Raw genomic sequence first — 13,152 nt, 5'->3', positions numbered from 1 at the left:
TGGGCCCCGAGGAAATGCAGCGCATGGAATACCGGTCACATTCGGAACACAAAAAGGGCACCCCGGCGTGAAGACCGGGGTGCCCCGAAGTGACCGTGCGCGGATCAGGCGTGTACGCGCACCACGCCCGCGAGGTTCTCCGTGCGCACCGAGGTGACCTGCACGTCCAGGCCGGTGCGCGGCGCCTCCAACATCTGGTCGTCGCCCAAGTAGATGGCCACGTGGGAGATGTAGTCGGGCGCCGTGGGGTCCGAACGCCAGAAGATGAGGTCGCCGCGTTCCATGTCCTCGTGGTCGACGCGGCTGCCGGCGTTCCACTGGTCGTGGGTGACGCGCGGGATACTGACGCCGGCCTCGGCGAAGGCCCACTGGAGCAGGCCCGAGCAGTCGAATCCCTCGTTCGGGCTCGTGCCGCCCCACACGTAGGGCACACCGAGCTGGGTCTCGGCGTTGGCGATGACCTCTTCCACGACCGTGGGCGGCACGGCCTCGCCCTCGGACATCGGTTCGGGTGCGTCGGCGACCAGCTGCAGAGAGGCGTCGTGCCCCTCCAGGGCCTCCTCCAGATCCTCGTTCAGCTCGGTCAGGTCCGCGTCGGGGGCCGAGACCACGAGCGCGTTGCCCTCGGGCATGCCGAGCTCGGCTGCGCGCTCACGGGAGACGAGCGCGTCGATGCCGGAGATCCCGGAGGTGGCGTGGGTCCACACTTCCATCGGGACCTCGCCCTCACCGCCGGCGACGGTCACGTCGGTGCCGACGTCGAGATCGCGTTCGGTGCCGGCGTCCTTGGACAGGGCGATGGCGCCCTCGGCCACGCCCTGCCAGATGGCGTCGGACTCGGCGGAGGGTTCGGGAGCGTGGTTGCGGAACAGGGAGGGGTTCACGCCCAACAGCGACGTCTCTTCCCCCTCGATCTCCAAGCGGGCGGCGTCCACGCCGAGGGCGTCCTGGACCCCCTCGATGTCGCGGACCGCCTCCACGGCCTCGCGCGGCAGGCTCTCGGGGGCGGCCGCGAAGTACTCGACGCTGCGTGCCTCGTCGAAGGGTTCCACGGGTATGTCGCCGTCGAGGTGGTCGGTGTCGGCGGTGTCGGGGGCGGCCCCCTCGTCCTCGTCCGCGCGGGGCTGGGACGAGCGGGGGTCGGAGCCGCTGGGCCCCTCGGGATCGGGAGCGGCGGGGGCAGCGGCGGCGACCTGCTGGTTCAACGGAGGGCGTTCCTCCACCACGGGTTCGGCCCAGACCGGGCCGGAACCGAAGGCCGTGAAAGCGACCACCAGAGCCGCGGAAGTACAGGCGCGGGTACGGGTTCGCACGGGGAGATCTCACCCTTTCTCTGGCCGTTCAGGGCCCGGAGCCCCCTGCGCCATACGGCCCGTCGATGGCTTCCGGGAGACCAGAATGGTTGGGCCGCGCCCAGTTTGCAAGGAGCCGAAGCTGTCCGATATCGGACGTCCACCCCTCGGACACCGTGCGCCCTTTCGGTCTTTCTGCCTCACATGCGGGTCCGCTGCGACGCAAGGCCTCTGTGTCCTGGGAAAACTCCGTCGGCGGTTGCCCCTCGAAGCCCAGTGAAAGGTCCCGCGGACTTCTTGCGCGCCGGAGAAGAATTACTGACGGAACGGTTCACTTTCCGTGTGTGGTAACGGAAGGCGGTCAGATATGCGTTCGCTCATCCGAAACGGACGTGACCAGCGGAAACCGGACCGGAGAGGACGGAAAGAGCAGCTCACGGGTCTCGCGTTCGGCCTCGGCCACCGCCTGCACCGCCGCATCGGCACGCTCGGCGGGCACGTGCAGGACCACTTCATCGTGCACGAAGAAGACCACCCCCGCCCCCTCGGGCAGCGCGGGGTCGAGGTCGGCCAGCCGTGTCCGCAATGCCGCGAGCAGCACCGAGGCCCACTCGGCGGCGGTGGCCTGCACGACGAAATTGCGGGTGAAGCGGCCCTGGGCCCTGCGGGCACGTTCGCCCTCCGGGCCCTCGGGCAGATCGTGGGGCCGGGGCGAGGTGCGGCCCAGCCAGGAACGCACCGTCCCGCCGTTCTCACCGGTGCGGGCGGCGGAGTCCACGTGTTCCAGGGCACGCGGGAAGAGACGGCGCATGGTCGCCAGCAGGGGCGCCGCGTCCCCCGTGGTCTGGCCGTACATCGCGGCGAGCATCCCGATCTTGGCACGGTCGCGGTCACCGCCCACATGCACCGCCAAACGCGCGTAGAGGTCGTCCTCGGCGGCGGCCTCGGCCAGAGCACGGTCCCCCGAGACCGCTGCCAGGACCCGGGGTTCGAGCTGCCCGGCGTCGGCGCGCACCAGCACCCACCCCGGGTCGGCGCGCACCGCACCGAGCAGGGCCTTGGGGACCTGGAGCCCACCCCCGCCGCGGGTGGCCCAGCGTCCCGAGACCACACCCGCGACGACGTAGTCGGGGTGGAACCGCCCGAGCCGTGTCCCGTCCGGCCCGGGGCGCCGACTCACCCACTGCTCGCTCCAGGCCCACCCGTTGGCCGAGTGCAGCCGGGCGAGTTCCTTGTACCGCAACAGCAGGGGCGCGGCGGGGTGATCGACTTCCTGCAGGACCCACGATCGGGTCGAGGGCACCGGATGGCCCGCCCCGGCCAGCGCGCGCAGGACCTGGGAGGGCGAATCGGGGTTGACCTCCTGCCCCAGGCTCTGCCCGATGCGGGCGGCCAGGTCGGCCAGGACGCGCGGGCGCTGCCCGGCCACCGGGCGCGGGCCCAGGAGTTCGGTGAGCAGCCGGTCGTGGACATCGGGGCGCAGCGGGAGGCCGTCGTGGCTCATCTCGGCCGCCGCGAGCCCGCCCGCCGACTCCACCGCGGCCAGCAGGCGCAGCCCTCCGGAGTCGGGCAGGTCCGCCAGGCGTCGGTTCTGATCGGCGTGGACTCCGACGAGGGCGGCGAGGCGGTCGGTGCCCGGTGGCAGGGTGGAGCGGTCGGCCTCGAACAGGGCGGGCTGGGCGTGGGCGCCCTCCCCCGCCCTGCGGACCGGGTCCTCGGGCACCGGGAGGTGGTGCAGGCGCGCCCAGGCCGCACCCAGGGAGCGCGGTTCCCCGTGGCGGCCGGCATGGCCGAGCAGGAGCGCCTCGGTGAGGGCGGCGTCGTGGCAGCGGCGGACCCGGACCCCGGCGCGCACGAGGTCGGGGTAGAGGTCCTCCCAAGCGGCCCACACCCACCGGGGCGGAAGGCCGGCTGCTGCCTCTCGGGCCCCGACCGCAGCGGCGAGGTCGCCCACACGTTCGGGACGGGCCCTGCCCAGTTCCTGGAGCCATCCGCCGCCCTCGCCGTCGGCGACCACTGCGATGCGCATGCCCCCAGTCTCACTCCCTGCACCGACATTCGGGCACGGGACCACGGCCCGGACGTCGCGCCCAGGGGGCGGGGTGGTCCCGGTGCCCGGGCCAGGACGGGCTCGGTCCCGGTGTCCGGGACCGAGCGTTCTCAGGCTCCGGGGCGGACCACGTTGGCCAGGGGATCACCGGCCGACCAGCGCGCGAGCTGGGCGTCCATGAACGCGCGGGCACGCGGGTAGAAGGACGCGGCGCCGCCCGCGACGTGCGGGGTGATGTACACCCCGGGGGCGTCCCAGAGCGGGTGATCGGCCGGCAGCGGCTCGGGGTCGGTGACGTCCAGGGCCGCGCGCACCCGCCCGTTCTGGGCCAGGAGCGCCCCGGTGTCCAGAACGGGTCCGCGGCCCACGTTGACCACGAGTGCGTCGTCGGGCAGGAGCGCGAACTCGCGTGACCCGAACAATCCGCGGGTGGCCTCGGTGAGCGGGGTGACCAGGACGACCACGTCGGCGTCGGGCAGGAGCTCGTGCAGCTCGTCGATCCCGTGCACGTCCTCCTGGGGACGGGGCCGGCTCGCCACCCGGGTCACGGTGGTCTCGAACGGCAGCAGGCGCCGCTCGATCGCCGCGCCGATACTGCCGTATCCCACGATGAGGACCCGGCAGTCGGTCAGCGAGCGCTGCGGCACCGATCCCCATCGGTGGTCCCGCTGGTCGATCGCCCACCGGGGCAGGTCGCGCTGGGCCGCCAGCATGAGGGCGAGCGCGTGCTCGGCGGTGCTCGCGTCGTGCAGACCCCGCCCGTTGCACAGGGTCACGTGGTCGGGCAGCAGGGGCAGGACCTGCTCGTAGCCCGCGGAGACCAGCTGCACGACCTCCAGGTTCGGCATACGCGCGATGACGTCGGTGGATTCGTCCACGCCCTGCGTGGAGGGGGTGTAGGGCACCTGGTAGAAGCGCACCCTGTCCAACCCCCTCGTGGGCGCGGGCCCGCCCGCGTAGAGGTCGATCTCCAGTGGAGCGGGGGCATTGTCCCGGTTCTGTTCCCACTGCACGAGTGCTCGGCCGCCCATGTGGCTGCACAACCTTTCCGCATCGGTGCTCGTCACGCGCCACACTAGATCGTTGATGGGGGGACAGGGTCGGTTGGTGTGCCTGGGACAGGATTTCTCGTGGTGCCTGGGGGCGGTGGTTGAGCGTCCGGATCTCTTGTGGCTCAGGGGAGCCAGCACCGTGCACCTGCGCTGGGGCCGAGCCCCTCACATGGCTGGGCCGGCCTGATGCCTGCGGGAAGGCCGGCCCCACGGATCAGTCACGAGAGCCGGAAAAGGTCGGGCCGGGACGATCAGCTCTGCGCGAGCTCGTAACAGGCCACGGCCGCGGCGGCGGTGACGTTGAGGGAGTCCACGTCCCGGTCGGCCATGGGGATGTGCACCCGCGCGGTGGCTCGCTCCAACCACCGCGCGGACAGCCCGTCCCCCTCGGTTCCCAACAGCAGTCCCACACGCGCGTCGGCCTCCAGGCCCGTGACGGCCTCGCGCAACGGCACCGACCCTTCTCCCGGTGTGAGCGCCATGAGCTGGAAACCGGCCTCGCGCAGTGTGTCCAGTCCGCCGTACCAGTCGGTCAGGCGTGTGTACGGCAGCGTGAGGACCGCGCCCATGGACACCTTGACCGAGCGCCGGTAGAGCGGATCGGCGCACCGGGGAGCGAGCACGACGGCGTCCACGCCCAACCCCGCGGCGCTGCGGAAGATGGCGCCGACGTTGGTGTGGTCGACCAGATCCTCCAGGACGACGATGCGGCGGGCCTTCTCCAGTACCGTTCCGAGATCGGGCAGCGCACGCCGGTGGAAGGCCGCCAGCGCGCCGCGGTGCAGGTCGAAGCCCACGAGTTCGCGTGCGGTCTTTTCCTCGACCACGTACAGGGGCGCATCGGCGTCGGTCACGAGACCGTCCAGGGCGCGGGCCCGGCGTTCGGTGAGCAGGAAACTGCGCGGGGTGAACCCGGCGGCTGCGGCGCGCCGGATGACCTTCTCGCCCTCGGCCATGAAGAGGCCGTGCTCGTGTTCGAGGTGGCGGCGCAGGTTGACGTCGCGCAGCCGTGTGTAGTCGGCCAGGCGCGGGTCGGCGGGGTCACTGACCCTGATGATCTCCATGTCCAGCATGATCACCGATTCCGGGCACCGCTCCGGTCGCGGGAACGCAGCTCGGGGCCGCTGGGCAAACCGCCCGAGGGCTCGACAGCGGCACTGGAGCAGAGCTCGACCGCCGGCCCCGGCTCCGGTGGCGCGAAGCGTACTCGCCGGGGCACAGGGTCCGGGCCGGCTCCTGCGCCGGGCCGCTCCCGCGTCAGGCCAGCTCTTCGGTCAGGGCGCGTAGCCGCTGCCACCGGGCCTCTTCGCAGGAGCCCTGCCGCGAGAGGGTGGTCTCGATCTCCTGGCCTTCCCACACGCCGGTGAGCGTGGCTTCCTGGGGGCCGTAGACGGTGTCGGTGCACACCGTGCCGTCGCGTACCTCGGTGAAGAGCACCTCGGTGCCGCGGTCCGGGTCCTCGGTGGGGCCGCCTCCGTCGACACCGGCCTCGACCGGTTCCTCCTCCTGGAGCTCGGGGACCTCGACGGTGGAGTCGCTGTCGCCCTCGAACTCCTCTGCCGCCTCGGCCAGGGATCTGCAGGCGGCGTGGTCGCGTTCGAGGTCGCCGGTGCAGCTCAGGGTCTGCACCCAGGCGCGGTCGCGGTCGCTGACCTGGACCTCCAGCCGGCCGACGGGGGCCTCGAGCTCGCGTTCCTCGGCCGGCTCCTCCACCTGCTCCTCGGCCGGCTCCTCGGTGCCTGTGGTGCTGGTGGTCTCCACGTGCTGGGGCGGGAGCATGGACGGACCGACGAGAACGGCGTAGGTCAGCGCTCCGACACAGCAGGAGCCGGCGAGCAACTTGGTTCCGAGGGGGGCTCGGTTCCGGTTTTTACTGTGCGTTCGGGACATGCCAAAAACCCTCAGGGGTCAGTCGGTCACGGTTGGTCCGGCGCGCGGGGGCAGGCGTGGATCGCGCACGGACTCGCGGAAGAGGCACCCAAGACTAACGGTGCCCGCGAGTGCTTCTGGGGGAGCACAGTAACAAAGCGGTCACCCCGCTACGGACACGCACCCGCGCCCGGGGAGGGACCGCGCCATCCGTGTGCTGCGGCCGCGCATCTCTTTCGCTCCGGCATTACCAACGAGTAAGGTCCTTTTGCAGAGCCTTTGCGGCACTTGGTTCATTCTTCTTCACCCATAGGGTGTGATGTGATCCACGGTCCGTTGGTTCACGCCCATCGTCCACGGAGTGCTCGCGGTCGCGCACCCGCCAACCACGCCCAGGGCGTGTACCCGCAGCCGCCCCCGACCCTCCGGTTCCCGGACGTCCCTGCACCGGAGCCGGACGCAGCTACGCCCCCGGAGTGCCTGTGTCGACTGGACGCCATCGACTTCCTTCACCGACCGCCACCACCACACGCAAGATGGTGGGGTCGCCACTGGGGATCAGCGCGATCGCCGTCGCGCTCGTCGCCGTCGCCGCGATCCTGGTTCCGGTCGGCCTCAATGCGCTCGGTTGCGGCGAGACCCGGTACTTGCGGGTCTCCACCACTCAGAGCATGGCCCCGGTCCTGCGCGAGGCCGCCTCGGAGTTCAACTCCGGTTCGCCCTCCTACGGCGGCGACTGCGTGTACGCGCAGGTCGACGAGATCGCTCCGCACCGCATCATGAACGCCATCTCGGGCAGCCACCCCGACGACTCCACGATCGCCCCGCACGTGTGGGTGCCCGAGTCCTCTGCCTGGGTCGAACTGGCGCGCGTCTCGGCCGAGGGCGCGCACGGCATCGAGACCGACCCGCCGTCCTTGGCCTCGTCGCCGGTGGTGATGGCCGCGCCGACCGATGCCGAGGGTCTGCCCGGCGGCAACGAGGCCCCGTGGACGACGCTCCTGCCCGACGAGCTCGACCCGGACCGCCAGGTCGTCATGGTCGATCCCAACCGCGGCGCCGACGGGATGGCCGCGATGTACGCGATCCGCGACCACCTGGGCACCGGGGACGACGCCGACACCGGCATGACCGACTTCGTGCGCGAGGTCCAGCAGGACAGCGCGTTCGGGGAGATCGACCTCAGCACGTTCTACAGCGGCTCCGAGGCCGCCCAGGAACGCCGCGCCCCGCTCGCGGTCGTGCCCGAGCAGGAGGTCGTCGACTACAACACGGCCCGCTCCGAGAGCGCCCCCTCCCTGGAGGCCTACTATCCGGAAGAGGGCACCGTCGGGCTCGACCACCCGTACGTGACCACCACCGGGGACGCCGACCTGCACTCGGCCGCCGCAGACCTGTACCAGGTGGTGAGCGGCGAGGCCTACCGCGACAGGATGCAGGAGCTGGGTTTTCGCGACCCGGACGGCTCCTCCACCCCCACCCTGGACGGCCGGTCGGACATCGTCGCCGACGGGCCCGAGGTGCACGGCGACCTGACCGGCGACGCCCTCGTGGACTCCGTCAACGACTGGAACCGCCTGTCCATGCCCAGCCGTGCCCTGGTGCTGGCCGACACCTCCGAGAACATGGAGGGCGGCCTCAACGGCGGGCCCTCCCGTATCGAGGCGGCCCGTGAGGCGGCCCGGACGGGGTTGCAGCTCTTTCCCGACGAGACCGACATGGGTCTGTGGATGCTCTCCGAGGAGTTCGGCGGGCAGGGCCGCGACGAAGCAGCCGAACTGCACCAGCTCGGGGCGACCGACGGCTCCGACGTCACCCGCCGCCAGGAGCTCGCGGAGGTCGCCGAGACCATCGAGGTCGAGGGCGGGCAGCCGCGTCTGTACGACAACATGCTCGACGCCTTCACCGAGGTCCAGGACAACTACCACGAGGACAAGATCAACAGCGTCATCATGCTGACCGCCGGGGTCGACGACGGCAGCAGCGACATCAGCCACCAGGAGCTGGTGGAGACCCTCCAGGACCGGTTCGACCCCGAGCGCCCGGTCAGCTTCTTCATCATCGCCTTCGGCAACGGGGCCGAGGAGAGCGAACTGCAGTCGGTCGCGTCGGCCACGAGCGGTTCGGCCTTCGTCACCGACGACCCGGACGAGATCGGCGACATCTTCCTCAGTTCCATCTCCCGGCGCCTGTGCGTGCCCGACTGCGAGTGAGGACCGTACCGGGGCCCTGGGATCCGCCCGTGGACCCCACCGGAGGAGTCTCGATCGGGTATCGGAATGCACCGGTCCCCTCCCCGCCCGGTTCGGTGGACCAGGCGGGGATCACCGAGGTGACCGGTCGTACGGGTCCCCCGGTTCGGTCACGAAACATGACAGGAACCGCCCGAAGGTTCGGCACGGTTGAGTACCGTTCCCTCCAATAACACCGTTTTGGTCCGTTCACTCCCCTACCGACGGACCGCGTCCACCCCCTGAGGACGCACGGTCCGCACACCACCCCGTGAGGAAAGCTGTGGGACGTCACCGCGGAAAATACGCAGAGGAGCCCTCCGGCGGTCGCCGGGGACGACGCGGGCGAGGCGGCGCCATCGCCACCCTGGCCGGCGCGCTGGTGATCGTGCTCGCCATCGTGGTGGCCGGCGTCTACATACTCATCGACCGCTCCGACGGCTGCGGTTCCCAGCTGGATCTGGACGTGGCCGTGGCCCCCGAGATGACCCCGCCCGTGCAGACCGTGGCCGATGAGTTCAACGCCGAGGAGCACACCGTCGACGGCGATTGCGTGCGTGTGGACGTGCGCCAGGCCGACCCCGCCGACGTGGCCTACTCCATGACCGGCGCGGGCGCCACCATGGGCGACACCGAGTCCCACGTGTGGATCCCCGACTCCTCGGTGTGGCCGCGCCAGGTGCAGAACGAGGCCGGCGACGCGATCATCACCGAGACCGGTACCTCCCTGGCCCGCACGCCCCTTGTGCCGGCCGAATTGGCGGAGTTCGCCGACGACTCGCAGGAGAGCACCTGGGAGGACGTCGCACCCACCGGCACACCCGGCGAGGGCCAGGACCGCACGGTGCGTGTGGTCGACCCCGTCCGCAGCTCCACCGGTCTGGGGACCCTCTATCTCCTGCACGGGACCCTGCAGGAGTCCTCCTCCGACGCCGACACCTTCAACACGCAGATGACCGCGGCCCTGCAGTCCCTGCACCAGGGCGCCTCCGCCGACGAGGAGGCCGCGTTCCTGGCGCTCAGCGGCGGCAGCGAGGAGTCCCCGCCGCTCATGGTCATGTCAGAGCAGGCGGTGTGGCGCTACAACAACCTGCACTCCGAGGCCCCCGCCCGGGCCGGGTACATGGACAGCACCTACTACCTCGACTACCCCTACGTGGTGCGCAGCGAGGAGAGCGCCATCACCCGCGCCGCCGAGGAGTTCCGCAACGCGGTGCGTGCCGAGGAGAACCAGGAGTATTTCCTGAAGGAGGGCTTCCGCGACACCGACGACGACATGGACCCCGAGGTGCTCGCCGCCGACGCCGGGTTCCGGGAAGAGGTGCCCGAGGAGCTCCCGGTCCCCTCCGGGGGGACGGTAGAGGAACTCACCCGCTCCTGGAACCAGCTGAAGATGGACTCGCGGGTCCTGACCATCGTCGACGTGTCCGGGTCGATGCTGGCCGAGGTCCCCGGCACCGGCATGAGCCGCATCCAGGTCACCGGGGCCGCCGCCGACGACGGGTTGGACATGTTCACCCCCTCCTCGGAACTGGGGCTGTGGGAGTTCTCCACCGACGTCAACGACGGGTTGCACCACCAGGAGCTCGCACCCGTCCGGGAACTGCAGGCCTCCGGCGAGGACGGCACGGACCACCGCGAGGTCATGGCCCAGGAACTCGAGAGCCTCCAGCCGCGGCCCGACGGTGACACGGCCATGTACGAGACCTATCTGGCCGCCTACGAGGAGATGTCGCGCACCTACCGACCCGACCGGACCAACGTCATCCTCATGCTGACCGACGGCGACAACGACCACCCCGGCGGCATGGAGCTGCAGGAGCTGTTGGACGGCATCGACGAGCTCTCCAGTCCCTCGCGGCCGATCCCGATCATCACGATCGCTTTCGGCCCGGACGTGCAGCACCTGGAGCCGCTGCAGGAGATCGCCGCCGCCACCGGCGGGGCCGCCTACATGACCGAGGACCCCCGCGACATCGGGGAGATCTTCGTGCAGGCGTTCTCGCTGCGGATCGATGACGACGGCGGCGAGGACGGCGGCAGCTGACCCGCGGAAGACACCCCTGGGGCGGGGTCCGGCCGTCGGCCGGGCCCCGCCTTGTGTGCGGCGTGCGATCGATACGTACATCTTGTGCACAAGACACGTGCGGGCGCGCGGAGTGTGCGAGAGAGACTCGGGGGACCCCGTACACGTCCCCGAGGTGACATGACCCTGTCCCCGCGCCGAACGGCTATGGACTTCTCCCCGGCCCTGGCGTACCCAGAAGGGACCAGAGGTCTTGCCGGCCCCGCTTCCCCTCGCGGGACCGGCCCCGAGACGACCGGATTGGGGAATGCCATGGCCGACGCGTGGATGCCCGGCGCGCAGCGACTCACAGGGGGGAACGAACACGCGCCGCCGGGCGCGGGCGCGCCCCGAGCGGTGTGGACCGTGACCGGAACGGACCCGGCCCCGGGAGCGGGCCCGGCCCGCGCGGAGGCCGAACGGCTGGTCGCGGAGGGCCGTGCCCCGCACCTGGTGTGGCACCCGCTCTCCGGCGAGACCGTGCAGACCCTGGCGGCCACACGCCGCAGCGAGCTGCCCCTGGGCGAGACCCGGTACTACGAACAGTACGTCGACCACGCCGACGAGGGGCGTGTGTGCCTGGTGGTGGCGGTGGTGGCGCAGCGAGGCGCTCCCTTCACCGACGGTCCGATGCTGGGACTGACCGCGATCATGGACTGGCTGGGCTCGTGGGGGGTGGCGCGTCGTTGGCCGGCAGGCCCTCCCGGAGCGGAGATTGCGGACCGTGACCGGCTCGCGCGCGAGCGCACGGCGCGTATGTGGGCGCGCGGTGGGCACTTCGGCCACGACCAGGTTCCGGGTTCGCTTCTACCCGGCCCGGGGCTTCTGGACGTGGGGCGCCTGCTCACCCCCGAAATCATCGAGAACGGGCTGCACGCATCCCACAACGCACGCGCCACAGCAATCTCGTGAAATTTGGCCATGGAACCAAAACAGGAACGCCTACTGACAAACGTCACTAATCGGGTACTGCTGGTTAAGCACAGCACCAAAACCCCTTAGTCTGTCCGCCATGGGTGGATCTATCGAGCCGGGTTGGTACGCGGACCCGCAGGGCGACGCACAGACGCTCAGATGGTGGAACGGTGACGAGTGGACGCGCCATACCCGTTCACTGAGCGAACTTCGAGGTGGGAGCGGCGCCGAGGACGACGAACCCCCCACGACCCGGCTCGGCGGCCCCGACACGGGTGAGGACGAGGAAGGAACCGTACGCCTGGGAACGTCCGGGCCGGAACCCCAACCGGTCGAGGACGAGCCCAGCACCGTACGCATCAGCCCCTCCGACCCCCGGCCCCCGGCACAGGACTCCTCCCCCGCGCCGTCCCCCCAATCCCCCACCCCGGTCGAGGACGAGCCCAGCACCGTACGCATCAGCCCCGACGCCCTGCCCGGTCACGGGAGCGCGTCGGGCAGTGACGACGACGAGCTGACGACCGCCGACCTCACCGACGGCGACGAGATCCCCACCGCCGATCTGGCCGAGCAACTCCGCGAGGCCCAGGGATCCGACCCCGAACGGACCGCTCCGGATGCCGGACCGGGCGGGCCCGACGCCACCGACCAGGCCCCGCGTACCGCCGTGTTCGACCCCGATGCGGGCTCCGACGGTCCCGCCGGTACCGCCGTGTTCGCCCCCGACGCAGACGCCGGCAACCCGGCCGGAACGGCGGTCTTCGACCCCGGTGCCGCAGGCGGGGCCGGTGGTGCGGCCCCCGGCGGTGTGGCCGGAACGGCGGTCTTCGACCCGAACGACCCGGCCTTCTCCGGTGGCGCTCCCGGGCAGGAACAGGGCCCGCAGGACGAAGAGGGCGGCAAGAAGGGCGGCCGGTTCAACCAGCTCCTGGGCAACCTCAAGGAAGGCTGGGCCGACCTGTCCGAGGAGCGCCGCGAGCAGCGTGACGAGGCCAAGCGCCAGGCCGACGAGGAGCGCGCCCGGCAGGAGGCCGAGGCCCAGCGCCAGGCCGAGGCCCAAGCCGCCCAACAGCCGCAGCCCGCAGCCCCCGAGTCCGGCGGAACGGCGGCAGCGGGGCAGGGGGCCCCGGACCAGGCTCCGGAGCAGGAGCAGCAGGGGCCCGGGCAGGACCACGGTCAGGGTCCCGCGCAGGGTGAAACGCCCGCTCAGGCCCCGGGCGAGTCCCCCGGCCACGGCGAGGCGGCCGCAGGTGCTGCCGGCGCAGGCGCCGCGCAGGCCCCCGGGAACGCACCCAGCGGGGCACAGCCCGGGCCCGCGAGCGGTCCCCAGCAGGGTCGGCCCCCCGGCCAGCCCCCGCAGGCCCCCGCATCCGGTGCCCAGTACGGCGCCGGCGCTCCCCCGTATCCGCCGTCGGGCCCCCAGCCCGGCTACCAGCCCCCGCACCACTCCGGGGGGCAGCCCCCTCATCCCGGTGGACAGGGCCCCTACCCCGGTGGGCCGAACCCCTACTCCGGCGGGCAGCAGGGCTTCGGCCCGCCCCCGCCCGGCGGATACCCCCCGCCCGGTGGATATCCGCCGCCCGGCGGGTATCCGCCGCCCGGCCCCATGGGCGGTCCGGGACAGCCCCCGCCGCCCGGGGCACCGATGGGCCACCCCGGTGGGCCCGGCGGGCCCCCC

Annotated in this window: 9 protein-coding genes; 4 read left to right on the top strand and 5 right to left on the bottom strand. The window is 71.7% G+C overall.

From position 1 onward, the window contains the following. Positions 1-104 precede the first annotated feature (104 nt). From D473_RS0122360 to D473_RS0122340, 5 genes are all read right to left on the bottom strand, one after another. Positions 105-1,313, bottom strand: coding sequence for a C40 family peptidase (locus tag D473_RS0122360; protein ID WP_026127210.1), 1,209 nt, complete (start codon positions 1,311-1,313; stop codon positions 105-107). Between the two features lie 340 nt (positions 1,314-1,653). Next, positions 1,654-3,321, bottom strand: a complete 1,668-nt coding sequence (locus tag D473_RS0122355) for a bifunctional 3'-5' exonuclease/DNA polymerase (protein WP_017611270.1) — start codon at positions 3,319-3,321, stop codon at positions 1,654-1,656. A gap of 131 nt (positions 3,322-3,452) precedes the next feature. Beyond that, positions 3,453-4,373: a 2-hydroxyacid dehydrogenase gene (locus tag D473_RS0122350; protein ID WP_017611269.1), complete on the bottom strand. Its 921-nt coding sequence runs from the start codon at positions 4,371-4,373 to the stop codon at positions 3,453-3,455. Between the two features lie 272 nt (positions 4,374-4,645). After that, complete coding sequence (locus D473_RS0122345; protein ID WP_026127209.1) at positions 4,646-5,458, bottom strand: TrmH family RNA methyltransferase; 813 nt, start codon at positions 5,456-5,458, stop codon at positions 4,646-4,648. A 193-nt stretch (positions 5,459-5,651) separates the two neighbouring features. Then, positions 5,652-6,284 (bottom strand): hypothetical protein, encoded by a 633-nt coding sequence (locus tag D473_RS0122340; protein ID WP_026127208.1) that lies wholly within the window; start codon positions 6,282-6,284, stop codon positions 5,652-5,654. A gap of 515 nt (positions 6,285-6,799) precedes the next feature. Between D473_RS0122340 and D473_RS0122335 the strand changes: the two genes are divergently transcribed. The 4 genes from D473_RS0122335 to D473_RS27350 form a co-directional block, all read left to right on the top strand. Beyond that, positions 6,800-8,476, top strand: a complete 1,677-nt coding sequence (locus D473_RS0122335; protein WP_017611267.1) for a substrate-binding domain-containing protein — start codon at positions 6,800-6,802, stop codon at positions 8,474-8,476. A 301-nt stretch (positions 8,477-8,777) separates the two neighbouring features. Next, positions 8,778-10,541 (top strand): substrate-binding domain-containing protein, encoded by a 1,764-nt coding sequence (locus D473_RS0122330; protein ID WP_017611266.1) that lies wholly within the window; start codon positions 8,778-8,780, stop codon positions 10,539-10,541. A gap of 291 nt (positions 10,542-10,832) precedes the next feature. Continuing rightward, on the top strand, positions 10,833-11,471 hold the full coding sequence (locus D473_RS0122325) for a hypothetical protein (RefSeq protein ID WP_026127206.1): 639 nt from the start codon (positions 10,833-10,835) through the stop codon (positions 11,469-11,471). Between the two features lie 100 nt (positions 11,472-11,571). Then, positions 11,572-13,152, top strand: a 1,581-nt coding sequence (locus D473_RS27350; RefSeq protein ID WP_017611264.1) for a DUF2510 domain-containing protein, incomplete at its 3' end; no start/stop codon positions are given.

Source organism: Nocardiopsis xinjiangensis YIM 90004 (assembly GCF_000341145.1).
GTDB classification, from domain to species: Bacteria; Actinomycetota; Actinomycetes; order Streptosporangiales; family Streptosporangiaceae; genus Nocardiopsis; species Nocardiopsis xinjiangensis.
The sequence above is the reverse complement of the archived record's forward strand: the minus strand, read 5'-3'. Positions and strand labels throughout refer to the sequence as shown.